Annotated in this window: 29 protein-coding genes; 14 read left to right on the plus strand and 15 right to left on the minus strand. The window is 73.6% G+C overall.

What is annotated here, in order from left to right; genetic code table 11:
• The coding region (locus ABWI04_RS22355; protein ID WP_353833686.1) for an acyl-CoA dehydrogenase family protein at nucleotides 1-101 on the plus strand (101 nt) is incomplete at its 5' end.
• On the opposite strand, the gene ABWI04_RS22360 is transcribed toward ABWI04_RS22355, so the two are convergent.
• Together ABWI04_RS22360 and ABWI04_RS22365 are read right to left on the minus strand one after the other, a co-directional pair.
• Nucleotides 76-1,533, minus strand: a complete 1,458-nt coding sequence (locus tag ABWI04_RS22360; RefSeq protein WP_353833661.1) for a sensor histidine kinase — start codon at nucleotides 1,531-1,533, stop codon at nucleotides 76-78. The genes ABWI04_RS22355 and ABWI04_RS22360 overlap by 26 nt on opposite strands.
• A 1-nt stretch (nucleotide 1,534) precedes the next feature.
• Nucleotides 1,535-2,215 carry a response regulator transcription factor gene (locus tag ABWI04_RS22365; RefSeq protein ID WP_353833662.1) on the minus strand — a complete coding sequence of 227 codons (681 nt, stop codon included), beginning with the start codon at nucleotides 2,213-2,215 and terminating at the stop codon, nucleotides 1,535-1,537.
• 133 nt (nucleotides 2,216-2,348) lie between these two features.
• On the opposite strand from ABWI04_RS22365, the gene ABWI04_RS22370 reads away from it, so the two are divergent.
• From ABWI04_RS22370 to ABWI04_RS22380, 3 genes are read left to right on the plus strand one after another with little or no spacing between them, the layout of a single operon-like run.
• Nucleotides 2,349-2,933 (plus strand): PepSY domain-containing protein, encoded by a 585-nt coding sequence (locus ABWI04_RS22370; RefSeq protein WP_353833663.1) that lies wholly within the window; start codon nucleotides 2,349-2,351, stop codon nucleotides 2,931-2,933.
• A 43-nt stretch (nucleotides 2,934-2,976) separates the two neighbouring features.
• On the plus strand, nucleotides 2,977-3,774 hold the full coding sequence (locus tag ABWI04_RS22375) for an SAM-dependent methyltransferase (RefSeq protein ID WP_345171851.1): 798 nt from the start codon (nucleotides 2,977-2,979) through the stop codon (nucleotides 3,772-3,774).
• Between the two features lie 31 nt (nucleotides 3,775-3,805).
• Nucleotides 3,806-4,276 (plus strand): SRPBCC family protein, encoded by a 471-nt coding sequence (locus ABWI04_RS22380; protein ID WP_353833664.1) that lies wholly within the window; start codon nucleotides 3,806-3,808, stop codon nucleotides 4,274-4,276.
• 81 nt (nucleotides 4,277-4,357) lie between these two features.
• On the opposite strand, the gene ABWI04_RS22385 is transcribed toward ABWI04_RS22380, so the two are convergent.
• The 4 genes from ABWI04_RS22385 to ABWI04_RS22400 form a co-directional block, all read right to left on the minus strand.
• The gene (locus ABWI04_RS22385) at nucleotides 4,358-4,690 is read right to left on the minus strand and encodes a hypothetical protein (RefSeq protein WP_345171855.1); all 333 of its coding nucleotides are present in this window, start codon (nucleotides 4,688-4,690) and stop codon (nucleotides 4,358-4,360) included.
• A 697-nt stretch (nucleotides 4,691-5,387) separates the two neighbouring features.
• Nucleotides 5,388-5,576, minus strand: a complete 189-nt coding sequence (locus tag ABWI04_RS22390) for a DUF5999 family protein (protein WP_345172494.1) — start codon at nucleotides 5,574-5,576, stop codon at nucleotides 5,388-5,390.
• Between the two features lie 161 nt (nucleotides 5,577-5,737).
• Nucleotides 5,738-6,235 (minus strand): hypothetical protein, encoded by a 498-nt coding sequence (locus tag ABWI04_RS22395; RefSeq protein WP_345171857.1) that lies wholly within the window; start codon nucleotides 6,233-6,235, stop codon nucleotides 5,738-5,740.
• A gap of 259 nt (nucleotides 6,236-6,494) precedes the next feature.
• Nucleotides 6,495-7,310, minus strand: a complete 816-nt coding sequence (locus ABWI04_RS22400) for an SAM-dependent methyltransferase (RefSeq protein WP_345171859.1) — start codon at nucleotides 7,308-7,310, stop codon at nucleotides 6,495-6,497.
• 204 nt (nucleotides 7,311-7,514) lie between these two features.
• Here ABWI04_RS22400 and ABWI04_RS22405 point away from each other — a divergent pair, with 204 nt between their 5' ends.
• Genes ABWI04_RS22405 through ABWI04_RS22415 form a run of 3 tightly spaced genes read left to right on the plus strand, consistent with a single transcriptional unit; the run spans nucleotide 7,515 to nucleotide 10,049 of the window.
• The gene (locus ABWI04_RS22405; protein WP_353833665.1) at nucleotides 7,515-8,249 is read left to right on the plus strand and encodes a DedA family protein; all 735 of its coding nucleotides are present in this window, start codon (nucleotides 7,515-7,517) and stop codon (nucleotides 8,247-8,249) included.
• Nucleotides 8,233-9,411: a sensor histidine kinase gene (locus tag ABWI04_RS22410; RefSeq protein WP_345171863.1), complete on the plus strand. Its 1,179-nt coding sequence runs from the start codon at nucleotides 8,233-8,235 to the stop codon at nucleotides 9,409-9,411. The genes ABWI04_RS22405 and ABWI04_RS22410 overlap by 17 nt, the downstream gene beginning before the upstream one ends.
• Nucleotides 9,402-10,049 (plus strand): response regulator, encoded by a 648-nt coding sequence (locus ABWI04_RS22415; RefSeq protein ID WP_185023742.1) that lies wholly within the window; start codon nucleotides 9,402-9,404, stop codon nucleotides 10,047-10,049. The genes ABWI04_RS22410 and ABWI04_RS22415 overlap by 10 nt, the downstream gene beginning before the upstream one ends.
• Nucleotides 10,050-10,055: 6 nt before the next feature.
• On the opposite strand, the gene ABWI04_RS22420 is transcribed toward ABWI04_RS22415, so the two are convergent.
• The 3 genes from ABWI04_RS22420 to ABWI04_RS22430 are packed head-to-tail and all read right to left on the minus strand — an operon-like array spanning nucleotide 10,056 to nucleotide 13,932.
• Complete coding sequence (locus ABWI04_RS22420) at nucleotides 10,056-11,852, minus strand: GMC family oxidoreductase (protein ID WP_353833687.1); 1,797 nt, start codon at nucleotides 11,850-11,852, stop codon at nucleotides 10,056-10,058.
• Nucleotides 11,853-11,857: 5 nt separating this feature from the next.
• Nucleotides 11,858-13,243: a tocopherol cyclase family protein gene (locus ABWI04_RS22425; RefSeq protein ID WP_353833666.1), complete on the minus strand. Its 1,386-nt coding sequence runs from the start codon at nucleotides 13,241-13,243 to the stop codon at nucleotides 11,858-11,860.
• Nucleotides 13,240-13,932, minus strand: coding sequence for a FadR/GntR family transcriptional regulator (locus tag ABWI04_RS22430; RefSeq protein ID WP_345171870.1), 693 nt, complete (start codon nucleotides 13,930-13,932; stop codon nucleotides 13,240-13,242). The genes ABWI04_RS22425 and ABWI04_RS22430 overlap by 4 nt, the downstream gene beginning before the upstream one ends.
• Before the next feature lie 101 nt (nucleotides 13,933-14,033).
• On the opposite strand from ABWI04_RS22430, the gene ABWI04_RS22435 reads away from it, so the two are divergent.
• Nucleotides 14,034-14,552, plus strand: a complete 519-nt coding sequence (locus ABWI04_RS22435) for a YbaK/EbsC family protein (RefSeq protein ID WP_353833667.1) — start codon at nucleotides 14,034-14,036, stop codon at nucleotides 14,550-14,552.
• 32 nt (nucleotides 14,553-14,584) lie between these two features.
• On the plus strand, nucleotides 14,585-15,187 hold the full coding sequence (locus tag ABWI04_RS22440) for an HDIG domain-containing metalloprotein (RefSeq protein ID WP_353833668.1): 603 nt from the start codon (nucleotides 14,585-14,587) through the stop codon (nucleotides 15,185-15,187).
• On the opposite strand, the gene ABWI04_RS22445 is transcribed toward ABWI04_RS22440, so the two are convergent.
• Nucleotides 15,151-16,254, minus strand: a complete 1,104-nt coding sequence (locus ABWI04_RS22445) for an FAD-binding protein (RefSeq protein ID WP_353833669.1) — start codon at nucleotides 16,252-16,254, stop codon at nucleotides 15,151-15,153. The two genes, ABWI04_RS22440 and ABWI04_RS22445, sit on opposite strands and share 37 nt — an antisense overlap.
• A 379-nt stretch (nucleotides 16,255-16,633) precedes the next feature.
• On the opposite strand from ABWI04_RS22445, the gene ABWI04_RS22450 reads away from it, so the two are divergent.
• Complete coding sequence (locus ABWI04_RS22450; RefSeq protein WP_345171877.1) at nucleotides 16,634-18,064, plus strand: alpha,alpha-trehalose-phosphate synthase (UDP-forming); 1,431 nt, start codon at nucleotides 16,634-16,636, stop codon at nucleotides 18,062-18,064.
• Here ABWI04_RS22450 and ABWI04_RS22455 read toward each other — a convergent pair.
• A complete protein-coding gene (locus ABWI04_RS22455; protein ID WP_353833670.1) occupies nucleotides 18,045-18,671 on the minus strand; it encodes an ATP-binding protein in 627 nt (208 codons plus the stop codon). The genes ABWI04_RS22450 and ABWI04_RS22455 overlap by 20 nt on opposite strands.
• Nucleotides 18,672-18,866: 195 nt before the next feature.
• Between ABWI04_RS22455 and ABWI04_RS22460 the strand changes: the two genes are divergently transcribed.
• Together ABWI04_RS22460 and ABWI04_RS22465 are read left to right on the plus strand one after the other, a co-directional pair.
• Nucleotides 18,867-19,097 (plus strand): DUF397 domain-containing protein, encoded by a 231-nt coding sequence (locus ABWI04_RS22460; RefSeq protein ID WP_345172498.1) that lies wholly within the window; start codon nucleotides 18,867-18,869, stop codon nucleotides 19,095-19,097.
• Nucleotides 19,098-19,155: 58 nt separating this feature from the next.
• Nucleotides 19,156-20,691: an acyl-CoA synthetase gene (locus ABWI04_RS22465; RefSeq protein ID WP_353833671.1), complete on the plus strand. Its 1,536-nt coding sequence runs from the start codon at nucleotides 19,156-19,158 to the stop codon at nucleotides 20,689-20,691.
• Nucleotides 20,692-20,765: 74 nt separating this feature from the next.
• On the opposite strand, the gene ABWI04_RS22470 is transcribed toward ABWI04_RS22465, so the two are convergent.
• The 3 genes from ABWI04_RS22470 to ABWI04_RS22480 all read right to left on the minus strand — a co-directional run bounded on the left by ABWI04_RS22470 (nucleotide 20,766) and on the right by ABWI04_RS22480 (nucleotide 23,435).
• The gene (locus tag ABWI04_RS22470; protein ID WP_345171883.1) at nucleotides 20,766-22,301 is read right to left on the minus strand and encodes a DHA2 family efflux MFS transporter permease subunit; all 1,536 of its coding nucleotides are present in this window, start codon (nucleotides 22,299-22,301) and stop codon (nucleotides 20,766-20,768) included.
• A gap of 317 nt (nucleotides 22,302-22,618) precedes the next feature.
• Nucleotides 22,619-22,951 carry a TfoX/Sxy family protein gene (locus ABWI04_RS22475; protein ID WP_345171885.1) on the minus strand — a complete coding sequence of 111 codons (333 nt, stop codon included), beginning with the start codon at nucleotides 22,949-22,951 and terminating at the stop codon, nucleotides 22,619-22,621.
• Nucleotides 22,952-23,018: 67 nt separating this feature from the next.
• Complete coding sequence (locus ABWI04_RS22480) at nucleotides 23,019-23,435, minus strand: DUF4260 family protein (RefSeq protein WP_353833672.1); 417 nt, start codon at nucleotides 23,433-23,435, stop codon at nucleotides 23,019-23,021.
• Between the two features lie 168 nt (nucleotides 23,436-23,603).
• On the opposite strand from ABWI04_RS22480, the gene ABWI04_RS22485 reads away from it, so the two are divergent.
• Together ABWI04_RS22485 and ABWI04_RS22490 are read left to right on the plus strand one after the other, a co-directional pair.
• Entirely contained in the window at nucleotides 23,604-23,993 is a 390-nt protein-coding gene (locus ABWI04_RS22485; RefSeq protein ID WP_353833673.1) for a hypothetical protein, read from the plus strand.
• Between the two features lie 17 nt (nucleotides 23,994-24,010).
• Nucleotides 24,011-24,421: a hypothetical protein gene (locus tag ABWI04_RS22490; protein ID WP_353833674.1), complete on the plus strand. Its 411-nt coding sequence runs from the start codon at nucleotides 24,011-24,013 to the stop codon at nucleotides 24,419-24,421.
• A 94-nt stretch (nucleotides 24,422-24,515) separates the two neighbouring features.
• Here the strand turns inward: ABWI04_RS22490 and ABWI04_RS22495 are convergent, their stop codons facing one another.
• Nucleotides 24,516-25,532 carry an alpha/beta hydrolase gene (locus ABWI04_RS22495; protein WP_345171893.1) on the minus strand — a complete coding sequence of 339 codons (1,017 nt, stop codon included), beginning with the start codon at nucleotides 25,530-25,532 and terminating at the stop codon, nucleotides 24,516-24,518.
• Between the last annotated feature and the right edge of the window lie 79 nt (nucleotides 25,533-25,611).

Genomic DNA, 25,611 nt, shown 5'->3' on the forward strand with positions numbered 1-25,611 from the left:
TCCCGGTGGAGCGGATGATGCGCGACGCCAAGATCACTCAGATCTACGAGGGCACCAACCAGATCCAGCGGATGGTCATGGCCCGCCAGATCCTCCGGTAGCCGGGGAGCCGGGCCCGGCGGCCGGAAGCCGCACCTCGAACAGCGCGCCGCCGCCGGGGGCCTCGCGGACGGTGAGGTCCCCGCCGTGCGCCAGCACCAGGTCGCGGGCGATGGCGAGCCCGAGGCCCGCGCCGCCCTCGTCGCGGCTGCGCGCGTCGTCCAGCCGCACGAACCGCTCGAAGATCCGCTCGCGGTCGGCGGGCGGCACTCCCGGTCCGTCGTCGGCGACCCGCACCACCGCCGTTTCCGCCTCCTCGCCCACCGACAGGCGGACCTCCGAGCGCGCGTGGCGCTGGGCGTTGTCGAGCAGGTTGCCGACCACCCGCGACAGCCGCCCCGGCACGCCCATGACGCGCGGATCGGCCTCGATGGACGCCCGCACGGCGATCCGGTCGCCGGGCGCGCGGCGCTCCAGCTCGTCCAGGACGAGCCCGCCGAGCGCGACGGGCCGGGCCGGCGGACGGTCCCCGGCGTCGATGCGGGCGAGGAGCAGCAGATCCGCGGCGAGCCGCTGGAGCCGCAGGACGTCCTCGACCAGCCCGCCGACGTCCAGCAGCTCCGGATGCGCGGCGGCGACCTCCAGCTGGGTGCGCAGCGAGGCGATGGGGCTGCGCAGCTCGTGCGAGGCGTCCGCGACGAACCCGCGCTGCCGTGCCACCGACTCCTCCAGCGCGGCGAGCGTCGCGTTCGTGGTGGCGGCCAGTCCGGCGATCTCGTCCCGCGCGTCCGGCACCGGCACCCGCCGGGCCAGGTCGCCGGAGGAGGTGATCTCGGCCAGCTCCGCCCGGACGGCCTCCACCGGGCGCAGCGCCCTCCGCGTGACCAGCCACGTCACCCCCGCGACGACGGCGAGCAGCGGAGGCAGCCCCGCGAGCATCGCTCGGACGGCGGTGCCCACCGCGTCCCGGGCGGCGGCCAGGTCGGCGCCCGCGTAGACGGTCACGGTCTCGTCCTGCGGCGTGGTCACCTCGACGGCCGCGAACCGGTAGTCGGCGGTGTGGTCGTCGACGGTGGCGCGGCCCGTGGAGAAGGCCGGGTCGTCGCCCGACACCTCGCCGCGCGCCGGATCGTCGTCACCGCCGCCGTCATCGTCGCCGCCCCGCGGGGGCTGCCCAGGCCGCACGTCCGGGGAGCCGGACCCGTGGATCCGCCGCAGGTCCTCGCTGGCCGCCCGCACCCGGCCCCTCTCGTCCACGACCTGCACGGGATGGTCCTCCCCGTCCGGCAGGTCGAGCGCCGCGAACGGGGTGCCGGCGGCGAGCTGCGAGGCCACCGCGCGGGCCGCCACCTCGGCCTTCAGATCGGCCTGGCCGCCGAGGTTCGAGCGCAGCAGCAGCACCACCGCGAGCCCGGCGGCGACGAGCGCGACGGCCACCACGGCGGTCGCGCCCAGAGTGGTCCTGGCGCGGACGGACGCCGGACGGCGGGGCATCTCAGGCGCCCCCGTCCCGGGCGAGCCGGTACCCGGCGCCGCGCACCGTCGTGATCGACCGGCGTCCGAACGGGACGTCGAGCTTGCGCCGCAGCGCGCTCACGTACACCTCGACGATGTTGGGGTCCCCGTCGTAGGCGAAGTCCCAGACCGCCTCCATGATCTGCGCCTTCGACACGACGCGGCCCGCGTTCGCCGCCAGGTGCTCCAGCACCGCGAACTCCTTGGCGGTCAGCTCCACCTCGGTCTCGCCGCGGTGCACGCGCCGCGCCGCCGGGTCGACGGTGAGGTCGCCGAGCACGATGGCGGGCGCCGCGCCCCGCGTCCGGCGGCGCAGCAGCGCGCGGACGCGGGCCACCAGCACCACGTAGGAGAACGGCTTGGTGAGGTAGTCGTCCGCGCCGGTGTCCAGGCCCTCCGCCTCGTCGTACTCGCCGTCCTTGGCGGTCAGCATCAGGATCGGCGTCTCGTCGCCCGCCGCGCGCAGGGCGGCGCACACCCGGTAGCCGTTCATCCCGGGCAGCATGATGTCGAGGATGATCAGGTCGTAGCCGCCGCCGAGTGCCCGGTGCAGCCCCTCGGCGCCGTCGTGGACGGCCTCGACCACGAACCCCTCGGCCGTCAGGCCCCGCGCGAGCGAGGCGGCCAGGCGTCTCTCGTCCTCGACGATCAGCAGGCGCATCCCCACAGCCTGCCAAACCGCACCTGAAGGCGGCTTCAGGTTGCTTCAGCGGCGCTACAGGAACGCCCGGCATCGTCCAGGGCGGAAGGTGCGGCCGGACAGGCCGGCACGGCACCCGGAGATGGGAGTTGCGATGAGGTTCGACGCACGGCGCATGGTCGCGGGCCGCGGCCTGCTGGTCGCGGTGGTCGCCGCGGGCGCCCTCGCGGCGGGAGGAGCCACGGCCGCGATCGCCGCCGCGGACGGCGGCGAGGGCGACTCGCCGTCCGGGGAGAAGCCGGCCCGGACCGCGGTCTCGCTGGCGCAGGCCGCGGACGCGGCGCTGAAGACGGTCCCCGGGAAGGTGCGGGAGATCGAGCTGGAGGTCGAGGACGGCGCCACCGTCTGGGAGGTCGAGGTCCTCACCGGTGACGGCGCCGCGCGCAAGGTCGTCGTCGACTCCGGCAGCGGCAAGGTCGCGGCCGACCGCCCCGAGAAGGGGGACGACGACAAGGGCGAGGCCACCGCGCTGAGCGGCGCGAAGACCTCCGTGGCCGACGCGGCCGCCGCCGCGCTCAAGGCGGTTCCCGGCCACGCGACGTCCGCCGGCTTCGACCGCGACGGCGGCAGGGCGGTCTGGGAGGTCGACGTGACCGGGTCTGACGGGAGCGAGCACGAGGTCACGGTGGACGACGCGACCGGCAAGGCGGCCGCCCAGAAGGGGGACGACGATGACTGACCCCGTCCCGTAAAGGGAAGGGATCGGCCGAGGGGGTGGGCGCATGAGCGACCGGAAACCCGTGCCAGGCATCGACACGAGCGTCCCGCATGTGGCGCGCATCTGGAACTACTGGCTTGGCGGCAAGGACAACTATCCGGTGGACCGCGAGGTCGGGGACCAGATCCTCGGGATGCTGCCGGACGTCGCGAGGCTGGCACGGGCCTCCCGGCTCTTCCTGAACCGGGTGGTGTGGCACCTGGCCGCCGAGGCCGGGATCCGCCAGTTCATCGACATCGGCACCGGGCTGCCCACGGTGGACAACACCCACGAGGTCGCCCAGCGCGCCGCCCCCGAGTCGAGGATCGTGTACGTCGACAACGACCCCCTGGTCCTGGAGCACGCGAAGGGCCTGCTCACCAGCACGCCCGAAGGGAGCACCGCCTACATCCACGCGGACGTGCGCGACCCGGACGCGATCCTGGAGGGCGCCGCCGAGACGCTCGACTTCAGCCGTCCGATCGCGTTCACGCTGATGGGCATCCTGGAGTTCGTGACGGACGACGACCAGGCGTACGGGATCGTGCGGCGGCTCATGGACGCGGTCCCCTCCGGCAGCTACTTCGCCATGTACGACGGGACGAACGTCGTGCACGGCGCGGCGTCCGACCGCATCGTGGACGTCTGGAACGCCTCGGGCAACGCGTCCCTCGTCCTGCGGACGCCCGAGGGGATCGGGCGCTTCTTCGACGGCCTGGAACTCCTGGAGCCGGGCATCGTCCCGGTGACGCACTGGCGGCCGGACGCGGCGGCCGAGCAGGAGGCCGTGGACGCCTACGGCGCCGTGGGCCGCAAGCCCTGAACGCCCCCCAGGCCCGCTGGAACAGGACGCTATGACCGGAAACGAGTTCGTCTACACCATCTACATCAGGAGCACGCCGGAGCGGCTCTGGGAGGCTCTCACCGACCCGGCCTTCACCCGCCGCTACTGGGGCGTCGCCTTCGAGACCGACTGGCGGCCGGGGTCCGCCGTCATCTGGCACGAGGAGGGCGCGACGACGTCCGACCCCGAGCAGGTCGTCCTCGAAGCCGAGCCGGGACGGCGCCTCTCCTACACCTGGCACACCTTCACGCCGGAGTGGGCGCGGTCCGCCGGCGTGGACGAGGGGACTCGGGCCCGGCTGCTGCGGGAACCGCGCTCGAAGGTGACCTTCGAGCTCGAACCCGCCGGGGAGACGGTGCGGCTGACCGTCGTCCACGAGGGCGGCGAGGTGCTGCTGAGCATGTCGCGGCAGGGCTGGCCGCACGTCCTGTCCGGCCTCAAGACCCTCATGGAGACGGGCGCTCCCCTCCCCACGGCGTAGCCGGTCGCGCGCGTCCGCCGGACACGGCGGCCGGGCACCCGGCCGCCTGCGCTTCGGAACGCTCCACGCCCGCTCGCCCGGTCACATGCGCATGCTGCTGCCGCCGGACTCCTCTTCGCCGTCGGTGGTGTGCTCCAGCTCCAGGTACTCGTCGTCGGGCCAGAGCTCGTCGGCCACGAAGGCGAGGTACTCCTCGTCGCCCGGGTCCAGCTCGGCGGTCATGGACTCCGGGTGGCCCGGGGGCTCGGCGGCGGGGGGCGGGACGGCGGGCGACGCCTCGGAGGCGTGATGCCGCGGCTCAGGGGAGGGCGGCGCCGGTTCCGGGGCGCGTCGCGGCGGCATGGGGTGGAGGAGGTTCGGCAGGAAGAGGCCGAACAGGGCGACCAGGGACGCGAGGACCAGGACTGTGACCACACCCACACCGTCCTTTCGCGGTCGAGTTCCGCATGAATGTTGCGTAAGTAGCAAAACAGTTGAACGCTACCGGGATCGCCCGCCGGATGGGAGCCCGACATGCGGATCGCTGGAGACGGACGGGGCGTGACGTCTCATGCGGACGCGCGCACGGGCGTCGTCCGTCCGGGGTCGCCTCGCCCCTGTCCGATCTCGCCTCCAAGGCTGAGCGCGTTTCTCACGCGGGGGCGCCACGACACGCGGGCTTTCGTCGCACGCTGCCAGGGTTTGGCACGCGGGTTGGAGTCCGGTGGTGGTCGCCTCATGAAGGCGCGGAAAGGTGGTCTCGGCGTGGGCCGGAGCTGGGAGAACGGCGCCGGGTCGCGGCGGCTGCCGGAGCGGCGCGGCTTCGCGGGGCGCGGGGAGCTCCACGGCGGGGCGTGGAGAGTGCGGCTGTCACGGCGCGGCGGTCACGCCGCGGCGGCGGTGGCCCGGGGGAGTGGAGGATTTCAGCGCGCGGGCCGCGGGCCGGCGCGTTCGAGGACGAGCGCCGGTTCATGAACTTATGCGGGAGTCTGCGGCGGATGGCCGTCTCTGAGGGCGTGTGCCGTCAGGGGCGCCGATACGGCGCGCTCGGTGTCCCGGGCGGCACCGGCTCGCCCGGCGTCGGCGACGACCGGCACGCGATAGACGATCGTGCCGGGACGGGGCGCCGGCTCTAGGCGGCGGTGGTGGGGCGGTGCGGGGCGATGACGCGGCCGTCGGGAAGGAGCTCGCCGGTGTCGTCGAAGACGACGACGCCGTTGCACAGGAGGCTCCACCCCTGCTCGGGGTGGGCGGCGATGATGCGGGCGGCCTCGCGGTCGAGGTCGTCCGGCAGCGGACAGGACGGCTGGTGCTGGCAGATGGTGTCGTTCTGGGCGGTCACAGGGTTCCTCCACGGGTGTCCCACGTGATTAAGGACATATTGCAGCCTGCCGCGCCACGTCCGAAATATGCAAGTGGCTGGCGAATTTTTTACCCTCGACCGCGTGTGAACCTGTCGAAGCTCGGGCAATCACGGGCGATTCACCGCAAGATGCCACCGTCCGGTTCGCCGCCGTGGTCCACGTCCAGCCCGACGACGGCGGTGCAGCCCGTGCAGATCCACTCGGCGACGACCGCCTCGGAGTTGGTGCCGTGCGTCCGGTAGGGGCGCTCGACCGTGCGGCGCCGCATCCCGTGGCCGCAGGAGGAGTGCAGGAGCCTGCCGCAGGCGGGGCACGGCCAGACGTCCTCGCGGCGCAGATCGCACCGGGGGCACAGCGGCGACTCGTAGTGGCCCGCCGGCTCGCCGAACTCCAGCTCGATCCGCCACTCGTGCTCCAGGTCGAGGTACTCGTCAGCCGGCCAGTGGTGGTCGGCCAGCCACGCGAGGTACTCCTCGTCCCCCGGGTCGAGGACGGCCGTCAGCGACTCGGGGTGCCCGTCGTCCGAGCGGTCGGGTCGCCTGCCGTGCCGCGCGGTGGCCAGGAGCGTCAGCAGGCCCACGAGCGCGGCCGCGGCCAGGCCTGTCGCCAGGGGCATCGCGGCGTCCTCACATGATCTTGTGGCGGGAAAGTCCGATCATGAATGCACTTCACAAAACGCTGCGAACGCTACAAGAAAGGCTCTAAACGGAAAAGTCGATCAAAAAGATCTTTTACCTGGATCATGACCGGACTCGGGTCCGAAACCGGGGGGCGAGGCCGTCCGTAACCGCGCGGCCTGCGGGAATCGGGCCTCCGAGGCTCCTCCCTCGCCCGTCGCCGGCGGAACCGGTTTCACTCTCCGCTGAATCCGCCGATCAGTCCTTCCGCCCGAGCACGGCGACGATCTGGGTGTGCAGCGGGTGCTCCAGCGGCCCGGCGGGCCCGGCGGGCCGCCACTCGGTCACGTGGGCCACCCCCGGCTCCAGGATCGTGAGGCCCTCCATGAACCGCTCGACCTCGGAGGAGTGCCGGAAGTAGGACCCGCCGAGCCCCGACTGCAGGATGCGCTTGGCCTCCTCCACGCGCGGGTCGTCGCCCGAGTCGTGCAGGTGGGTGAGCACGACGTGGCTGCCGGGCGCCAGGAACGGGAGCAGCGCCCGGACGACCCCGGCCGGGTCCCGCTCGTCCGGCACGTGGTGGATGATCGCGGCCAGCACGATGCCCACCGGGCGCGAGAGGTCGAGCAGCCCGGTCAGCGCGGGGTCGGTGAAGATCTTCTCGGGCTCGTACAGGTCGCCCTGGATGAACGTCGCGACGCCGGTCTCGGTCAGCAGCGCCCGGCCGTGCGCCAGCACGATCGGGTCGTTGTCGACGTACACCACCCGCGCGTCCGGGTTGGCCGCCCGGGCGAACTGGTGCACGTTGGACGACGTGGGCAGCCCGGATCCGATGTCGACGAACTGGTCGATCCCGAGGTCGCGGGCCATGTAGGTCACCGCCCGCTCGATGGCGACCCGGTTGCCCTGGGCCACGACGGGGGCCTCCGGCACGAGCTGCATCACCATGTCGGCCACCTCGCGGTCGGCGGCGAAGTTGTCCTTGCCTCCGAGGAAGTAGTCGTACACGCGCGCGAAGGTGGGCGTGGAGGGGTCGATGCCCGGAGGTGCGTTCTCGGGGAGGTCGTCGGCCACGCGCGCGGCTCCTTCTGTTGTGCGCCCAGATCCCCTGAACGGGCGACGGCGGTGATCCAACACTAGGGCCGATTCCCGCGCCCGTCCGGGGTTTCGGCGCGGTCGGGGTGCGGTTTTCCGCAGGGTGGGGGTGCGGTGCGCGGCCGGGTGGATCGGCGGTGCGCTCCATGGTGGCGGGGCCGCCCGGTTCCTAGCGTCGTCAGCATGATCGAGACGATGTACGCGGCGGCCGGGAGCGAGCCCGCGGGAGGCGTCGCGGGGTGGGCGACGGACCTGATGGACAAGTTGGGCGCGCCCGGGGCGGGACTGGCGATCGCGCTGGAGAACCTGTTCCCGCCGCTGCCGAGCGAGGTGATCCTGCCCCTGGCGGGGTTCGCCTCCGCGCAGGGCCGGATGAGCCTGGTGGCGGCGCTCGCGTGGACGACGGCCGGCAGTGTGGCCGGGGCGCTGGCCCTGTACGGGATCGGGGCGCTGATCGGGCGGGACCGGATCCGCGCGATGGTGGCCCGGCTGCCGCTGGTCAAGCTCGACGACCTGGACCGGACGGAGGCGTGGTTCGCCCGGCACGGCGCCAAGGCCGTGTTCTTCGGCCGGATGATCCCGATCTTCCGCAGCCTGATCTCCGTCCCGGCCGGGGTCGAGCGGATGAGGATGGCGACGTTCGTGCTGTACACCGCGCTCGGCAGCCTGCTGTGGAACACGGTGTTCGTGCTGGCCGGGTACGGGCTCGGGGACAACTGGCGGACCGTGGAGGAGTACGTCGGCGTCTACTCCAAGGCCGTGGTCGCGCTGGTCGGGCTGGCGGCGGTGGCGTTCGTCGCCGTACGTATCGTGAAGTCCCGCCGGTCCGCGCGGCCCGGGCCGGGGGTCCATCGAGCGGAGGCGAGCGGGGGCCATCGAGCGGAGGCGAGAGAGCTCACACGTGATCGCAACTTTTGAGGTGCCGCGCGGCGGGCCGCGAGCGGCGGCGCGGGCCGCGGCGGGCCTGCTGCTCGGCGCGGTCACGGCCGCGGCGGAGCTGGTGCTGCTGGCGGTGGCGGCGATCCTGATGGCGTACTCGATGGCGTTCTCGCGCGGGCGCCGTAAGGTGCCCGCGGCCGTCGCGGACGGCGCCGAGCTCCTGGCCGAGCTGGAGCTCTGGAGGCTCCGGGCGTTCCTCGGCGAGGACCGGGCGGTCCGGTACGGCCCGCTGAAGGCGCTCGCGTACCTGGTGCTGCGGGTGCCGGTGGGGTTGCTCGGCGGCGTGATCCTGCTGCTGCTCGCCTACGGGGCGGCGGCCGCGGTCCGGCTGGCGGTGGGCTGGTGGATCACGGGCGACCATCTGGACGGCATCCCGCCGACCTGGTGGATCGTCCTTTACACGGCCGTCGCGGGCGTGGTGCTGCTCTTCCTCGCCGTCCAGGGCCTGGTCGGGGTCGCGGCGATGGAGCGGAGCGTGGCCAGGCGCTGCCTCGGGCCGAGCCCGCTGGAGGAGTACGAGCGCCGCATCGCGCAGCTGTCGGTGACGCGGGCCCAGGTGGTGGACGCGGTGGACGACGAGCGCCGCCGCATCGAGCGCGACCTGCACGACGGCGTCCAGCAGCGGCTCGTGGCGCTCGGCATGCTGATCGGGCGGGCCCGCCGCGCCGGCGACGGGGAGCGGGCGGCCGAGCTGCTGAGGCAGGCCCACGAGGAGTCGCAGCGGGCGCTGGCGGACCTGCGGGAGGTCACCTGGCGGGTCTACCCGGCCGCGCTGGACGGCGAGGGCCTGCGGGCGGCGCTGGAGACCGTGGCCGAGCGGTCCGCGCTGCCGGTGGCGATCGAGTACGACGTCCCCGGCAGGCCCCCGCACGCGGTCGAGACGGCGGCCTACTTCGTCGTCTGCGAGGCCGTCACGAACGCCGCGAAGCACTCCGGCGCCGCGTCCGTGCGGGTGGCCGTGGCGGGATCGGCGACAATGATCGGCGTGCGCATCGAGGACGACGGGGACGGGGGAGCCGACCCGGGCGGCGGCGGGCTCGCCGGGCTGGCCCGCCGGGTCGCCGCGCTTGACGGGACGTTCTCCGTGGACAGCCCGCGCGGCGGCCCGACCGTGATCACCGCGGAGCTGCCGTGCGGGTGATGCTGGCGGAGGACTCCACGCTGCTGCGCGAGGGCCTGGTGCGGCTGCTCGCCGAGGAGGGCCACCGGGTGGAGGCTGCGGTCGGGGACGGCGACGCGCTGATCGCGGCGGTGGCCGCCGGCCCGCCCGACGTCGTGGTGGTCGACGTCCGGATGCCGCCCAGCCACACCGACGAGGGGCTGCGCGCCGCCCTGGAGATCCGGCGGCGCTGGCCGGGCGTCGGGGTGCTCGTGCTGTCGCAGTACGTGGAGAAGCGCTACGCCGCCGAGCTGATCACGGCGGACACCGCGGGCGTCGGCTACCTGCTGAAGGACCGGGTCGCGCAGGTCGACGAGTTCCTCGACGCCCTGGAGCGCGTCGGGGCGGGCGGTGCGGCGTTCGACCCGGAGGTGGTGCGCCGGCTGCTGGCCGCGCACGGCGCGCAGGGCGACCCGCTGGCGCGCCTGACCCCGCGCGAGCGGGACGTCCTCGACACGATGGCGCAGGGGCACACCAACGCCTCGATCGCCGCGCACCTCCACATCTCGCAGAGCGCCGTCGAGAAGCACGTCAACGCCATCTTCGACAAGCTCGACCTGTCGCACGCGACGGGGTACAGCCGCCGGGTCCTGGCCGTCCTGCGGTACCTGGGCTCCTGACGGCGCCTACCCGATCCCCTCGGCGATCCGCAGCGCCATCGCCATGATGGTGAGCTGCGGGTTCACCTCGGGGCAGGTCGGCAGGACCGACGCGTCGGCCACGTGCACGCCCCGCACGCCGCGCAGCCGCCCGGCCGGGTCGACCGGCGCCCGCGCGGCGTCGGCGCCGAGCCTCGCGGTCCCGGTCGGGTGGAACCCGGCCAGGTGCAGGTCGCCGGCGGAGGCCATGGCCGCGGCGCGCGTGAGTTCTGCCTCGTCGCGGGCGACCGGGTGGCGGGGCAGGCCGGTGAGGACCTCCTCGGCGCCGGCCGCGAACAGGATCCGGCCCATCGCGACGAGCGCCCGCCGCAGCCGGGCCGCGTCCTCCCGGGCGAGGTCGTAGCGGACGAGCGCGCGGTGCCGGGCGCCGTGCACGCGGCCCGAGGGGGCGTCGGCGATCATCGCGCCGAGCACGGCGAGGCGGTCGGCGTCCCGCAGCGCGCGGCGCAGCGCCCGTCCCGCGCCCGGCAGCGGGAACGAGCTCATGCCGGGCGGGCTCGCGGTCGCCTCGATGAGGATCCCGTCGCCGTGCAGTTCCTCGACGCCGACGCTCTGCATCACCCCCGACCAGGACACGACGGGCTCGGCGAACCGCCCGGCGATGTTCGTCGCGGGATGGACGGCCATGCCGCGTCCCAGCTCGGGATGCGCGCCGATGCCCGACCGCCTCAGCAGCAGCGGCGTCTCCAGGGCGCCGGCCGCGACGACGACGCGGGGCGTGAGGATCTCGAAGGCCGTGCCGTCCGGGCGGCGCGCGCGCACGCCGGTGGCCGTGCCGCGCTCGACGAGGACGCGTTCGACGCGGGCCCGGGAGACGATCCGCGCCCCCGCCTCGCAGGCCTGGGGGAGCGCGTTCAGATGGACGCCGTGCTTGGCGTTGTGCGGGCAGCCGGCGGCGCACTGCCCGCTGCCCACGCAGCCGGGCGCGTTGCGGCGCAGCGGCCCGGCGCGCCAGCCGAGGCGCTCGGCGCCCTCCAGCGCGAGCAGCCCGTTGCGGCCGAGGGGCCCGAGCGGCTGCCGCGCGACCCGCAGCGTGGCCTCGACCTCGTCGAGGTGGTCGCCGAAGTCCCCGACCTGGACGCCGAGCGCCGCCCACCGCCGCAGGACGCGGTCCGGCGTCCGGTAGCAGGTCCCGCTGTTGACGACGGTCGTCCCGCCGACCGCGCGGCCCTGGGGCAGCAGCACCGGGGGACGGCCGAGCGCGACGGTGGAGCCGCCGTCCCTGTACAGGTCGAGGAACCGGTCGAGCGGCGGCCGGTCGCGGAACTCGGCGACGGTGAAGCGCCGGCCCTCCTCCAGGACGACGACCGACATGCCGCGCCGGGCGAGGGTCCGCGCCGCCATCGCGCCGCCCGCGCCCGAGCCGATCACGACGGCGTCGGCGGTCGCGCAGGCGGGCCAGCCGTCCGAGGGCGTGCAGTCCAGCGGCGCGTCGGGGCGCGGGTCGCCGGAGGTCCGGGGGAGCGGCAGCAGCTCGGTGCCGGCGGCGAGCAGCAGCGGGATCTTCAGCGCCTCCACGAGCCGCGCCGCCGGTTCGCGGGACGTCAGCAGGGCGCAGAACGCGTCGCGGCGGTCGGGGTCCAGAGCGTCCAGCGGGTGACCGGTGGCGAGCCGGGACAGCGCGTCCAGGGCGCCCGCGCCCGCGCGCAGGCCGAGCCGCGCGGGCGCCGGGAGCGCCCGGCCGATGGCCTCCGCGCGGGCGGACACCCGCGCCAGGTCGCCGGCGTCCTCGATGCCGAGCAGCGCGGCGACCGTGCCGGTCATCGCGCTCACCGCAGCCCCACCTCCGCGTGGCCGGTGCCGTCCAGCCGCCATTCGCGCTCGGTCTCCCAGCCGCGTCCCGCCCGCCGGGCCAGCGCGATCCGGACGTCGGCGCGCTCGGAGTTGTGGCAGACGGCCGGGGCGCCGTCCGGGTCGGCGTAGTCGACCGCGACGGTCTCCCCGGGCGGCAGCGCCACGCGCACGTGGAGGCGCCGGTCGCCGATGCGGCCGTGGACCGTCCAGACCGGCAGGCCGATGCGGGCGCGCAGCCGCGGCGCCGCGAGCAGCGGGTCGCCGGCGGCCAGGTCGGCGCCGTCCACCCGGAGCCGGACGAACGGCAGCGGGGGGAGCCGGTCCAGCCCCGGGCGCGTCGACACCGCCGCCACGATCTCGCACACGTCGCCGCCGCCGAGGTCGGCGTGCAGCCACGCCCAGCGCCGCGCGTTCCCGTGCCCGTAGACGCGGGCGGACGCGCCGGGCGCGGCGGCCAGGTCGAGGACGCGGTCGCCGAACCGCACCACGCCGTCGTACGCCGCGGCGGGCTTCGGGACGATCTGCGCGGCGGGCAGGAGCTCCGACTCCCACGCCCAGCGCGGGAACGTGTAGAGCGGCGCTCCGCCTCCCGACTCGCGCAGGTCCCAGGCGACGGCCCCGGCCGTGCCGGTGAGCCGCCCGCCGGTCTGCTCGACGGGCCCGGCGGCGAACACGGCGTCCTCCGGGGCGCTCCACTGCTCCGGGCCGAACCGCCCGAGCACCGGCGCCTCGCCGGGCGGGAAGACGGCGGCCCAGCCGTGCGCCCGGGCGGCGCCCGCGTCCGCCGCGCCCCTGTCCGGCGCGACCAGCTCATGGTGGATCCAGACGCCGGTCCCGGTCGCCGGGTCGGTCAGCGTCGTGTACCAGACCTCCAGCCGCCCCGCCTGCCCGCGCCAGCGCGACCGCAGGGGATCGGGGCCGGGGAAGCGGAAGCCGCCGAGGAAGCGGGCGAGGTCCCGGCGCAGGTGGAAGCGCAGCCGCGCCTCACCCACCACGGTCCCGTCCTCGCCGGTCACCGTGAGCGGCAGGAACGTCATCGACCGGACGGGGCGCCGCGCGCTGACGGTCTTCCAGCCGTCCAGGCGCAGCCGGCGTCCGTCGACGGCGGTGAAGCCCAGCGTGTAGCGGATCCGGCGCGCCGCGATGGGCGCCACCCGCAGCCGCCCGGACGCCGCCGGGTCGTCCGCCCAGCCCGGCACGTGGACGCGTCCGGTCAGCGCCCCCTCCGCGTCGCCCCAGGGGCGCAGGACGCCCGGCAGGTCGGCGGTCAGCTCCAGCCGCATCGGGCGGTCGTGGTCCTCCCCGGCGAGCCGCAGCGACCCCTCCATGACCTCGGCAAAGACCGTGCGCCGCGCGCTCATCGCAGTCCCCGCATGACCGACTCGGTCTCGGTGAAGTACGCGCCCGCCGCCTCGCGCGCCCGCGCGGCGTCGCCGTCGCACAGGGCGTCGACCAGGGGGGCGAGCCGGTCCGCGGCCGCCGCCGGGTCGGCGAAGGCGTGCGTGAAGCCCTCCCGGACGGCGAGGTAGGCGTTCAGCAGGGCGTTGACCATGAACCCGTAGACCCGGTTGCCGGTGGCCGCCGCGATGACCCGGTGGACCTCGCACTCGGCCAGCTGGGCCTCGTCGGCTCCGGCGGCGTCCCCGACCCGCGCGGCCAGCTCCCGGAGCCGGGCCCGCTGCTCGGCGGTCGCGTGGATCGCCGCCTTGGCCGCGACCTGCGCGCCGACCTCGCGCCGCACCTCGAAGATCTCCGCCATCCAGGCCGTGCCGACGGTGCTGACCAGCATCGGCAGCAGTTCGGGCCCGCCCAGCCGCTCGTAGTCGCGGACACGCGTCCCCACGCCGTGCCGCGTCTCCAGCAGGCCGGCCTGCGCGAGCCGGACGATCGCGTGCTTGAGCGACGTCCGGGTGACCGCGTAGCCGGCGGCGAGGTCGCGCTCCGGCGGTAGGTAGGAGCCGGGCGGGTAGCGGCCGCCGAGCACGTCGTCGCGCAGCCGGTCGACGAGCGCGTCGACGACCGTGTCGCGGGGGATCGGGGAGGACGGCACCGATGACCTCCAGAGGATGAGTGGATGAGCCACTGGACCACGCTCGGAGCTCCGCCGTCAAGACCGTGGCAGGGTGGGGGCATCACGAGAGGGGATGAGACATGGTCGGCACGCTCGACTGGGGACCCGCGAACGAACGGCGCGAACTGCTGGCGGCCCCGGTGGCCGCGGCGATCGGCGGCCTTCCCGGCGCGGAGGCCGCCGGGATCGACCCGGACCTCGCCGACACGGCGGCGTTCTGCGAGCGCTACGGGGTCCCCCTCGACGTCAGCGCCAACTGCGTGGTCGTCGCCGCCAAGCGCGGGGGCGAGGTCGCTCACGCCGCCTGCATGGTCCTCGCGACCGGCCGCGCCGACGTCAACGGCGTGGTCCGCAAGCACCTGGGCGCCCGGAAGGTCTCCTTCGCGCCGATGGCCGACGCGACGTCCCTGACCGGGATGGAGTACGGCGGCATCACCCCGGTCGGCCTCCCCGCGGGCTGGCCGATCCTCGTGGACGAGGCCGTCGCCGCCGCCCCGCTCGTCGTCATCGGCAGCGGCCTGCGTAAATCGAAGATCCTCGTGCCGGGCAAGGCCCTCGCAGGGCTCCCCGGAGCGGAGGTCATCGCTCTGGCGCAGTAGGGGGAGGGCCGGGAAGCCGCTACCGTGCCGGGATGCCCTCGCCGATCCTGCGCCGCGCGCTCACCGAACCCGGGCTCCGTCCGCTGCCGGAGCGGGCCGCCCGCCTCCTGGAGGACCTCGACGCCCCGCCCCGGCTGGCCGCCCACCTGCGGGCCGTCCACGACGTGGCCGCCGACCTGGTCGACTGGGCGCGCGAGCGCCGTCCCGGACTCGCCGTGGACGCGGAGGCCGTCCTGTTCGGCGCCGCCACCCACGACATCGGCAAGGCGCTGCACCCGGCCGAGCTGTCCGGCCCCGGCGCCGAGCACGAGCGCGCCGGGCACGCGCTGCTCCGGGAGCGGGGCGTCGAGGAGCGGCTGGCGCGCTTCGCCCGCACCCACGCGTCCTGGAAGGACCCCGGCGCCGGCGTCGACGACCTGCTCGTCAGCCTCGCCGACGCGATCTGGAAGGGGCAGCGCATCACCAGCCTCGAACAGCGACTCGTGGAGGTGCTCGCCGCCGCGTCCGGCCAGGCGGAATGGGAGGCCTTCATGGACCTCGACGAGATCTGCGAGCGGATCGCCGCGGGGGCCGACCGGCGGCTGGCCTTCCAGTCCGCCTACCCCGTGGGCGGCGGGACCGCGTCGACGGCGTAGCGGACGCCGCCGACCGCCTCGGCGCGGTCGAGCAGAAGCCGGTTGGCGGCGAGCATCTCCGCGACGGACGCGCACCCCGGTGAGGCGGTGCGCAGCACGCCGAACAGGACCGGGTCGTCCGGCGCCCTCAGCATCGGGACACGGCCGCCCCGCAGCGCCTTGACCACGATGGCGCCGCCGAGGCCGAGATCCGCCGCGGTCATGCCGGCGACCGTCGACCCGATCAGCGCGGCGGCCGCGGGGCCGGGAAGCAGGACGATGCCCCACGGGTGCGGGCGCGCCCACTCGCCGAGGGCGATCAGCTCCTCCACGTCGGGTCCCATCCGGTCGGCGAAGTCGGCGTAGGAGAGCTCCTCGGTCTCTTCGGTGCCCGGAGGAGGCTCGCCCTGGCCGTACAGCACGGCCTTGGCCTCGTACGCCCAGCCGTCTTCCGAGGGCTTGGCCTGGCCCGAGATGTGGTCGGCCGGCGTCTCGCGCTGGACGCGCAGGAGGTCCGCCGCGTCCCGGCACGGGATCGTGCAGCTCAGCACCCGCCCGGGCGCCGGGACGAGCCGCAGCGTCGCCGCGGTGATGACGCCGTGCCGGCCGAGCCCGCCGCGGACCGCGTCGAAGACGTCGGGGCGGACGTCGGGGGAGCAGGTGACGAGCTCGCCGTCCGTGACGACCTCCAGTGCGAGGACGTTCTCGGCCTGCGTCCCGTACCGGTGGGACGTCCCGCCGACGCCCCCGGCGGAGAGCGTTCCGCCGACCGTGATGTCGAGATGGTCGGTCAGCACGGGCGGGGTCAGCCCGAGCGGCAGCGTCGCGGCGAGGACCGCGCGCCAACTCGTCCCCGCGCCGACGACCGCGCGGTCGGGGCCGACCTCGTGCACGCCCGCGAGCCCGCCGAGATCGAGCGAGACGCCTGCGGTCAGGGACTGCCCGTTGGTGGAGTGCCCGAGGCCGCGCGGCACCGTCTCCAGGCCCTGCGCGGCGGCCTCGCGGACCGCCTCCGCGGCCTCCCGCGCCGACGCCGGCCGTACGACCCGCGCGGGCGAGCGCTCGACGATCCCCCCGAAGTCGCGCAATGCGATGCCCCCTCACCGATGGTCACCGCCTCCGGTGACGTCAGCCCGTCGCGGCCGCTCACGCGGTGATTCTAGATTTCCCGTAGGCGGGGAGAGGGCTCGCCCCCCGGAGTCCGCGGCATCGCCGCCGGGTTACGGGGATGTGATCTGGATAACATTTTCCTGTGGCCGATCGGGGCGTGTGACCCACGGATCAACAGGGGTCACCTGCCGGGAAAGGAATATGGCCCGATCCAATCCCCCCTCCGGGGCGCCCCGACCGTCTGACATCCCCCTTTGCGGGCGTCGGGCCCTTTGCGTCGAAATGACAAGATGTTCCCGTTGACCGTATGTGGGCATGAGTGAGCGCTGAGAGTTTCCTGGAGAGGCGGGTCGCAGAGTGTCGCGCGGTAGTGAGTTCGTGGTGGTGGCCAACCGGTTGCCGGTGGACCGGAATGTCGGAGCCGACGGCGTTCCGCGCTGGCGGCGCAGTCCGGGCGGACTGGTGAGCGCGATCGCCCCGGTGATGAGGCGCAGGAAGGGCACGTGGATCGGCTGGACGGGCGCGCCGGACGAGCAGCTGGAGCCGTTCGAGGAGGACGGCATGTCGCTGCACCCCATCGCCCAGTCCGCGCGGGAGGTGGAGCTCTACTACGAGGGCTTCTCGAACGCCACGCTGTGGCCGCTCTATCACGACGTCGTCGCGACCCCCGTCTACGACCGGGCGATGTGGGACGCCTACGTCCGCGTCAACCGGCGCTTCGCCGAGGCGGCGGCGAAGGTCGCCTCGAAGAACGCCATCGTCTGGGTGCAGGACTACCAGCTCCAGCTCGTGCCGCAGATGCTCCGCGAACTGCGTCCCGACCTGCGGATCGGCTTCTTCCTGCACATCCCGTTCCCGCCGGTGGAGCTGTTCTGGCAGCTGCCGTGGCGGCGCCGGATCCTGGAGGGGCTGCTCGGCGCCGACCTGGTCGGCTTCCAGCTCCCCGGGGCGGCGGCGAACTTCGTGCGGCTCTGCCGGCGGCTCCTGGACGCCCGTTTCTCGAAGCAGAACGTCTTCTGGGACGACCGCGTCGTGCGCGCCCGCGCGTTCCCCATCTCGGTGGACGTCGGAGAGCTGAACGACCTGGTCGGGCGCGAGGACGTCCTGGAGCGGGCGCAGGAGATCCGCACCGACCTCGGTGACGCCACCGTGCTGCTGGGCGTCGACCGCCTCGACTACACCAAGGGCATCACGCAGCGGCTCCAGGCCTTCGGAGAGCTGGTCGAGGAGGGCCACATCAAGCCGGGGCAGGCGGTGTTCGTGCAGATCGCGACGCCGAGCCGGGAGCGCGTCGAGCAGTACCAGCTGCTCCGGGAGGAGATCGAGCAGCTGGTCGGGCGGATCAACGGGGAGCACGGCGAGATCGGGTTTCCGGTCATCCACTACCTGCACAGCTCCTATGACCGCGCCGAGCTGGCCGCGCTGTACCTCGCGGCGGACGTGATGGTGGTGACCCCGCTGCGGGACGGCATGAACCTGGTCGCCAAGGAGTACGTGGCCTGCCGCAAGGACCTGCGGGGCGCCCTCGTGCTCAGCGAGTTCACCGGGGCCGCCGCCGAGCTGAAGCGCGGCGCCTTCCAGGTCAACCCCTACGACATCGACGGCCTGAAGGGGACGCTGATGGCCGCGCTGAACGCCGAGCCCGCCGAGCAGGCGCGGCGCATGCGCGTCATGCGCCGCCGCGTCATCGAGCACGACGTGGACCGGTGGGCGCAGGAGTTCCTCAGCGAGCTGGAGAACCCGGCGCGCCAGGCCGCGGAGCAGGCTGTCAGCGGGCTGGAGAGCTGAACCGCAGGTCGAAGGCGGCCCAGACCGCCTTTCCTCCGGTCGCCAGGCGCGCCCAGCCCCAGGAGTCGCTGACCGCGCCGACGACGACGAGGCCCCGGCCGCCCTCGGCGCAGCGGTCGGGTTCGGTCGGCACCGGCTCGGGCGCGCCTGCGCCCGGGTCGGTCACCGACACCACGAGCCGCCTCGGGTGACCGATCAGGACGAGCTGGATGGGGCACAGCGGGAGCGGCTGGGAGAGGCCCTCCAGTCCGTGCCGCAGCGCGTTGGTCACCAGCTCCGACACGGCGACGACCACGTCTCCGGCGTCGCCGGCCAGACCCCACGCGTCCAGCGTGACCTGGGTGAACTCGCGTGCGGACCGGGGTGCGGTGATCTCAGCCGGGAGCACCCGGCGGGCCGTGCGCGGCGTGCCCGCGTGCGGGGCCGGCCAGAGCCCGGCGAGGCCTGGGGTCGAGGCGGGGCCGCGCGCGGCCTCCCCGGGGGCGTTCGGGCCGAGCGTCATCGGCGGGGCGTCCGGCCAGGGCGTGCGGACGGCAGAGAAGTGCCGTGGCCGCCCGCCCCCCATGGCGGCGTGGGCTGCGACGTCGTCTGCCTGGTCAACGGTCATGGTCAAACCTCAGAGGCGTGCGGGTTGGTCACCGGCGAGCGTTCGCTATCTTGCTCCCCAAGCCGTGCAGATGCAAGACCGTCTGCATGAACCAATGCAAGAACGAATGCACGTGCATCTCGTACCATGGTGTGGGGTGGGGCGAGATCGCGGTCTCCCGGGACAGGGAGGCCGAGACGCCTAGAGGGGGCGATGATGGACGGCCACCAGATGTCGGACGTCCGGTGCGGCGGGCTCGTCTGGCAGAAGAGCCGGCGGAGCAACCCGTCCGGCAACTGCGTCGAGATGGCGGAACTCCCCACCGGGGAGATCGCCGTGCGCAACTCCAGGGACCCCGAGGGAGCGATCCTCGTCTACACGCGCGAGGAGGTGGAGGCGTTCGTCGGGGGAGCCAAGGACGGTGACTTCGACCACATGCTCGTCTGACCCCGCAGCAAAACCGAATGGGATTCCATTCGCCGCCCCGGCCGGGTAGGTTGCGGCCATGCATCTGGGGCAGATCGCCGCTCGGACGCCTGACAAGCCCGCCGTGGTCATGGCAGGCTCCGGGCGGGTCGTCACCTTCCGCGAACTGAACGAGGAGTCCAACCGGCTCGCGCAGCTGCTCCGCGCGGAGGGGCTGCGCCCCGGGGACCACATCGCGTTCATGATGGAGAACCATCCGCTGTACCTGGCCGTCGCCTGGGCCGCGCAGCGGTCCGGGCTCTACTACACCGCCATCAGCTCGCGCCTCCAGCCCGACGAGGTCGCCTACATCGCGGGCAACTGCGAGGCGAAGGTCTTCATCACCAGCGCCTCCATGGAGGCCGCCGCGCAGTCGCCGCCGGACGTGCCGCTGCGCCTGATGCTCGGCGGCACGGCCCCCGGCTACGCCTCCTACGAGGAGCGCGTCGCCCAGCACCCGCCCACGCCGATCGAGGACGAGTGCGAGGGCGCGGACATGCTCTACTCGTCCGGCACGACCGGCCGCCCCAAGGGCGTGAAACCGGCCCTGTCCAAGGCCCCGATGGGCGAGGGCGGGACGCTGTACCAGCTGCTGGCGTTCCTCTTCCAGCCCGACGCCGACTCGGTCTACCTCTCCCCGGCGCCGCTCTACCACGCCGCGCCGCTGCGGTACTCGCTCAACTTCCACCGGTTCGGCGCCACCGTCGTCGTGATGGAGAAGTTCGACGCCGAGCAGGCCCTCGCCGCGGTCGAGAAGTACGGCGTCACGCACAGCCAGTGGGTTCCGACCATGTTCATCCGGATGCTCAAGCTCCCGGAGGAGACCCGCGCCCGCTACGACGTCTCGTCGCTGCGCTGCGCCGTCCACGCCGCCGCGCCCTGCCCCGTCCCGGTCAAGGAGCAGATGATCGCCTGGTGGGGGCCGATCCTGCACGAGTACTACGCCGGCACCGAGGGCAACTGCTTCGTCTACACGAACTCGGAGGACTGGCTGGCCCACAGGGGCACCGTCGGCCGTCCCATCCTCGGCGAGGTCCACGTCTGCGACGAGGAGGGCCGGGAACTGCCGCCGGGCGAGCCCGGCACGCTCTACTTCGGCAACGGCCCCGCGTTCGAGTACCACGCCGACGAGGCCAGGACCGCGGCGTCGCGCGACCCCTGGGGCCACGGCTGGACCACCCTCGGCGACGTCGGGCACGTGGACGAGGACGGCTTCCTCTACCTCACCGACCGCCGCGCCTACATGATCATCAGTGGCGGGGTGAACATCTACCCGCAGGAGGCCGAGAACGTCCTCGCGGTGCATCCGAAGGTCGCCGACGTCGCGGTGTTCGGCGTCCCGGACGCCGAGATGGGGGAGGCGGTCAAGGCCGTCGTGCAGCCGCTGTCCATGGACGACGCGGGCCCCGCGCTGGAGGCCGAGCTGATCGCGTACTGCCGCGACCGGCTCGCCCACTACAAGTGCCCGCGCTCGGTCGACTTCCGCGCCGAGCTGCCCCGGCACCCCACCGGCAAGCTCTACAAGCGGCTGCTGAAGGACGAGTACTGGGCGGGCGTGCGCCCTGCCACGGCCTGAGGCGGCCCTGAAAGGCCGAACCCCGGCCGGGGCCCCTGAGGGGTCGGCCGGGTTTGGAACGCGCCAGGGACGTTCTAGTGCATCGGCATCGGCGCGTCGGCCACGGGGGTGTCCGGCTTCTTGCGCGGCAGCAGCAGCGCCGGCAGGAACGCCAGCAGCAGCAGCCCGGCCGAGTACCAGTAGGTGTGCTGGAACGCGCTCGCCATCGGCCCGGCGATCTTCTGCATGATCGCCGGCGGCACCTTCTCGGCGCTGCCGATCTCGCCGCCGGCCCCGCCGCCGAGCTCCGAGACCAGCCGGTTGGCCAGCAGGACGGAGATTAGCGCGGTGCCGATGGACGCGGACACCTGCTGGATGATGTTCAGCATCGTGCTCGCCCGCGGCACCTCGTCGTGGACGAGCGTCTGGATGGCCGCCGCCATGGTCGGCATCATCGTCATGCCCATGCCGAGGCCCATCACGAACAGGGTCCCGCCGAGGGCCCAGTAGGAGGTGTCGGCCTCCAGGATCGAGGCGAATCCCGACACCGACAGCACCACGACGACCATGCCGACCAGCACGACCCGGCCGGGGCCGATCCGGTCGGTCAGCTTGCCGCCGATCGGCATCGTGATCATCGCGCCGAGGCCCTGCGGGGCCAGCAGCAGGCCGGACTGGAGGGCGCCCTCGCCGCGCACGGTCTGGTAGTACAGCGGCAGCAGCAGCATCGCGCCCATGAACGCGGCCATGAACAGCACCATCGTGCCGGACGCGGCCGCCACCGAGCGCCGCTTGAGCAGCCGCAGGTCGATCAGCGGGTTCTTGGCCTTCAGCGCCCGGACCACGAAGCCGAGCATCAGCACGGCGCCGACGGCCCAGAAGGCCAGCGACCCGGTCTTCAGGAAGTCCTTCATCTCGGCGCCCTTGGCCACACCGTAGATCAGCGAGGCCAGGCCGGGGGAGAGCAGGAGCAGCCCGATGAAGTCGAGGCGCTCGGCCGGCTTCGGCTCGTCCTTCTTGAGGATCCGCGCGGCCAGCGTCAGGGCGACGATGCCGATCGGCAGGTTGATGAAGAAGATCCACCGCCACGACACGTCGTCGACGAGGTAGCCGCCGATGATGGGGCCGAGGATCGGGCCGAGCAGCATCGGCACGCCGACGATGCTCATCACCTGGCCGACCCGCTGCGGCCCCGCCGCCTGGGTCAGGATCGTCATGCCGGCCGGCATGATCATGCCGCCGCCCAGGCCCTGCAGCACCCGGAAGGCGATCAGCGACTCGGCGGACCATGCCATGCCCGCCAGCATCGAACCGGCGACGAACAGCCCGATGGAGATCATGTAGAGGCGCTTGGTGCCGAACCGGGCCGAGGCCCATCCCGTGATCGGGATCACGGTGGCCAGCGCCAGGGTGTAGCCGGTCGCGACCCACTGGATCGTCGCCAGCGAGGTCTCGAACTCCTTCGCCAGGTCGTTGATCGCGACATTGACGACCGTCACGTCCAGGATGGACATGATCGCCCCGAGGACGACCACCATGGCCGTGGCGAGCACACCGCGGTCCAGGCCTCCTCCGGTGCCGGAATCCTCCAGCGGGCCGTCCGCCACCTTGGGAGATGCGGGAGCGGTCAACTCTCTTCCAATCGTCAGGCCCGCATGTGGGCACGCGGGGGCCGTGGTCACGTTGCTCAGGGGGTTGTCAGGGCTCGCTCAGGGGCTCGCCTGGGTACTGCGGCAAATTACTGCAGTGACTGACACTTTCGCGAACGATTAAACTTCGAGCGCTTCGGGAGTATTCCAGCGGGGTCCGACAAATCTGCCCTGCTCCGCGCCGTTCGGCCTTCCGCGGCCATCGCCCCCGAGGCCGACCAAGTGTGACAGACGCGACATCCGAACGCTCCCTCGGCCGCAGGTCCCCGACCGGAGTCCCCGGGCCCGGCGTCTCGCCGCTACTTCGGGGGCAGGGACAGGGCGTAGGCGAGTCCTCGATCCACCCACGCGGCCACGTCGGACGGCGCGGCGCAGGCTTCGGGCGAAACCGTGATCCATCCTCGCATCGGGTGGCCGCGCATGACCGTCGTGGCGGCGCCCGGCTCGGCGAGCAGGTCGTCGTGGTCGTCCGGGGAGACCCGGACCATCAGTCCGCCCTTGCTCCTCACGACCACGGCCATGTTGCCGTTCACCATCCAGGCGAGGCCGCCGAACATCCGCTTCGGGGTCGCGTCACGCCTCGCTCCGAGCAGATCCTCCACGCGGTCGGCCAGTTCCTCGTCGTAGCTCACCCGTCCATCTTCTCCCGTGCGCCCGACATTCATCATTCGCGCCCTCGCCCGCGACGGCCGGCCGCCGTCAGCCGTGGCGACGGCGGCCCTCCTTCGTGCGAAGGCCGTAGCCGAAGGCGCGGTCGAGGGCGATGTGAGCCATCCAGCCGCACAGGGCGGCGAAGATGGGCGCCCAGGTGATGGGGGCGACCGTGTAGAGCACCATCAGCGCGAACGGCACCAGGGCTCGGTGCGCGGCGTTGTAGTACGGCACGGCGCGCGGCTGGAGCCGCCCGTGCTCGACGGTGCCGGATCCTCGCAGCCCGACGAGGAAGGTCAGGTCGGGGGCGATGAAGAAGGCGAGCGCGGCGAGCGCCGCGAGCCACCCGTGGTTGACGCCTTCGAGGACGGCGAAGGCCGCCCAGAAGAGCGCGCCGGCGGACCATGCGGCGCGGCGGAGGGTGCGGATGCCGGGGATCTCGCTCCGGGTGACGGCTGCGCTCACGATGACGGCCCTTCCGAAGGTCGGCTAATGACGTTAGCCAGATTAAAGCTAAGAGCATTAGCTGTCAAGCTAGCTGTCGTTTAGTGCGTGCGAGACGGCGTGCCGGGCTCGTGCGGGGGCCGGGGGAAAGGGCCGCGCCCGGGACCCGCGCGCCGCTAGCATGATCGGATGTCGCAGACGGTGGGGATCGCGGAGTTCGTCCGGCAGCCGAGTGACCTGGGCGAATGCCGGGGCGGAACGGACCTGATCGGCCGGGACGAGGTCCAGGCCTTCCTGGGGTCCATCACCGATGTCGATGCCGCGATGGCGGAGCTGGCCGCCTCGCTCGGGTCCGGTGACGTCTTCCGCGCGGGGATGATGGCCTTCGTGTGCGGGGTGCTCGTCGAGCGCGGCGGCTCGGTCACGGTTCCGGTCGACGCGGTCATGCAGGTGACGGAGCGTTACCTGCACCTGGCGAAGCAGTTCACGGCGCAGGGCGGGGCGAGTGCGCAGGACGAGCTGTTCCAGGCGTCCCCCGACCTCGTCCGCGCGGCCGGCGCGGCTTCGTCCTCGGGCTGACCGGCGTCCAGGACCGGATGTACCACTTCTTCGCTCTGGCCCAGGACGCCCTCGAACGCCACGCGGGCCCCGGCTATCTCGGAGCCGAGCCGACCGACCCCGCGGCGGTGCGGTACGCGCGGAACCGGGGCCTGACCCCGCAGGAGCACCAGCAGGCGCAGGAGCTGATCGACCACCAGCGGATCGGGTTCCACTACCCGGGCGCCGATGCGAGGCCGGCGCTGTTCTTTCCCGGTTCCGCGCCCTTCGAGGCGGTCCCCGTGGTCGACGGCCTTCCCACCCTCTTCCTGGACGAGAAGTCGATCAACGCCCAGTGGTCTCCCACGAACATGTATCCGGTCCTGCACGAGGCGCTGGAATCACGGGTCAGCCTTCGCGAACTGCCCCGTGAGGACGTGGAGGCCAGGCTCGCGGTCTTCGCGGGCTAGGAGCCGAAACCGGTCGTCGCAGGCGCTCCCGCTGCGGGCCGCCCCCCGCGAGGTCACTCGGCCACGACCGGGTCGGCGTCGGCGACCACGCTGGTCAGGACGACCTCGGGTTCGCCAGCCGGGCGGCGAGCCAGTCGAGCGTGTCGGGGAGCCAGGCCCAGCGGCAGTTCTCCAGGAGGTGGTTGCCCTCAGGGATCAGGACGTACTCGCCGTTCGCCGCCCGGCGGGCCAGTTCGGCGCCGCCGGCGACGCCGGGGATGACGTCCAGCCCGCCGTCCAGGACGCGCAGCGGCTGCTGAACCGGGGGTGCGGTCACCCGGTCGGCGAACTCGCGGGCGGCGGTTTCCCCGCCCATGCGCAGGACGAACGACTCCGTCACATAGGGCGGAAGCTCGTCCCAGGTGAGGGCGGTGGGCCCGCTGACGGTGACGACGGCGCCGATCCGCGGTTCGTGCCGCGCGGCGACGGACGCGAGGAAGCCGCCCATGCTGAGCCCGACCAGTCCGACGCCGGCGGGCAGGCCGTCCACGGCGTCGAGGGCCTGCCCCACGACTCGCTGGTAGTCCGGGTTCCAGGGGCCGCGCACGGCGAGGTCTCCCTGGCCGGGCCCGTCGATGGCGAGCGCGGCGAGACCGCGGTGCAGGAGCGCCTCGGCGATCGGCATGAACTCGACCTTGCCGGAGTTCATGCCCGGCACCAGGACGACCAGGGGAGCGTCCGGCGAGGGACGCCGCAGGACGCCGGTGAAGTCAGGGCCGGTGAGGTGCTCGGCGTCCGGCGCGAGGCGGGCGAGCGAGCGGCGCAGGGCGTCGGCGGACGCCGCGGCGGCCCGCCCGTGCTCGGCGAGGTCGGGGTTCGGCAGGACCGTCGCGAAGTGGAACCACAGCGCGGCGTCGCGGAACGCTTCGCCCGCCGAGCGCGGAAGCCGCGCCTTCCCGGCGCGGGCGAGGTGCTCCCGCCCGGTCCGCACGAACGCGTCAGTCCACTCGCGCAGGGAGGCCAGGCCGGCGGTGACCGCATCGTACTGGTGGGGGTCGACGCCGGCGGCGACGGCACGCGACCGGTTGGCGGCGGCGAAGGGGGCGACGGGCTCGTCGAAGAAGGCGGTCATCGGTTCTGCTCCAGGGTGAGGACGGCGTTGCCGCGCACGCGGCGCTCGCGGAGATCGGTGATCCCGCTTCAGGGAAGAG

It is taken from the genome of Actinomadura sp. NPDC000929, from assembly GCF_040492065.1.
Taxonomy (GTDB): Bacteria; Actinomycetota; Actinomycetes; order Streptosporangiales; family Streptosporangiaceae; genus Spirillospora; species Spirillospora verrucosospora.

Excerpts from the sequence above, each read along its gene's own strand:
- ABWI04_RS22405 (WP_353833665.1), top strand. The coding sequence starts at position 7,515 with ATGATCGAGACGATGTACGCGGCGGCCGGGAGCGAGCCCGCGGGAGGC.
- ABWI04_RS22365 (WP_353833662.1), bottom strand. The coding sequence starts at position 2,215 with ATGCGCCTGCTGATCGTCGAGGACGAGAGACGCCTGGCCGCCTCGCTC.
- ABWI04_RS22395 (WP_345171857.1), bottom strand. The coding sequence starts at position 6,235 with ATGCCCCTGGCGACAGGCCTGGCCGCGGCCGCGCTCGTGGGCCTGCTG.
- ABWI04_RS22465 (WP_353833671.1), top strand. The coding sequence starts at position 19,156 with ATGCATCTGGGGCAGATCGCCGCTCGGACGCCTGACAAGCCCGCCGTG.
- ABWI04_RS22360 (WP_353833661.1), bottom strand. The coding sequence starts at position 1,533 with ATGCCCCGCCGTCCGGCGTCCGTCCGCGCCAGGACCACTCTGGGCGCG.
- ABWI04_RS22460 (WP_345172498.1), top strand. The coding sequence starts at position 18,867 with ATGGACGGCCACCAGATGTCGGACGTCCGGTGCGGCGGGCTCGTCTGG.
- ABWI04_RS22425 (WP_353833666.1), bottom strand. The coding sequence starts at position 13,243 with ATGAGCGCGCGGCGCACGGTCTTTGCCGAGGTCATGGAGGGGTCGCTG.
- ABWI04_RS22370 (WP_353833663.1), top strand. The coding sequence starts at position 2,349 with ATGAGGTTCGACGCACGGCGCATGGTCGCGGGCCGCGGCCTGCTGGTC.
- ABWI04_RS22490 (WP_353833674.1), top strand. The coding sequence starts at position 24,011 with ATGTACCACTTCTTCGCTCTGGCCCAGGACGCCCTCGAACGCCACGCG.
- ABWI04_RS22435 (WP_353833667.1), top strand. The coding sequence starts at position 14,034 with ATGGTCGGCACGCTCGACTGGGGACCCGCGAACGAACGGCGCGAACTG.
- ABWI04_RS22380 (WP_353833664.1), top strand. The coding sequence starts at position 3,806 with ATGACCGGAAACGAGTTCGTCTACACCATCTACATCAGGAGCACGCCG.
- ABWI04_RS22420 (WP_353833687.1), bottom strand. The coding sequence starts at position 11,852 with ATGACCGGCACGGTCGCCGCGCTGCTCGGCATCGAGGACGCCGGCGAC.
- ABWI04_RS22375 (WP_345171851.1), top strand. The coding sequence starts at position 2,977 with ATGAGCGACCGGAAACCCGTGCCAGGCATCGACACGAGCGTCCCGCAT.
- ABWI04_RS22485 (WP_353833673.1), top strand. The coding sequence starts at position 23,604 with ATGTCGCAGACGGTGGGGATCGCGGAGTTCGTCCGGCAGCCGAGTGAC.
- ABWI04_RS22440 (WP_353833668.1), top strand. The coding sequence starts at position 14,585 with ATGCCCTCGCCGATCCTGCGCCGCGCGCTCACCGAACCCGGGCTCCGT.
- ABWI04_RS22495 (WP_345171893.1), bottom strand. The coding sequence starts at position 25,532 with ATGACCGCCTTCTTCGACGAGCCCGTCGCCCCCTTCGCCGCCGCCAAC.
- ABWI04_RS22455 (WP_353833670.1), bottom strand. The coding sequence starts at position 18,671 with ATGACCGTTGACCAGGCAGACGACGTCGCAGCCCACGCCGCCATGGGG.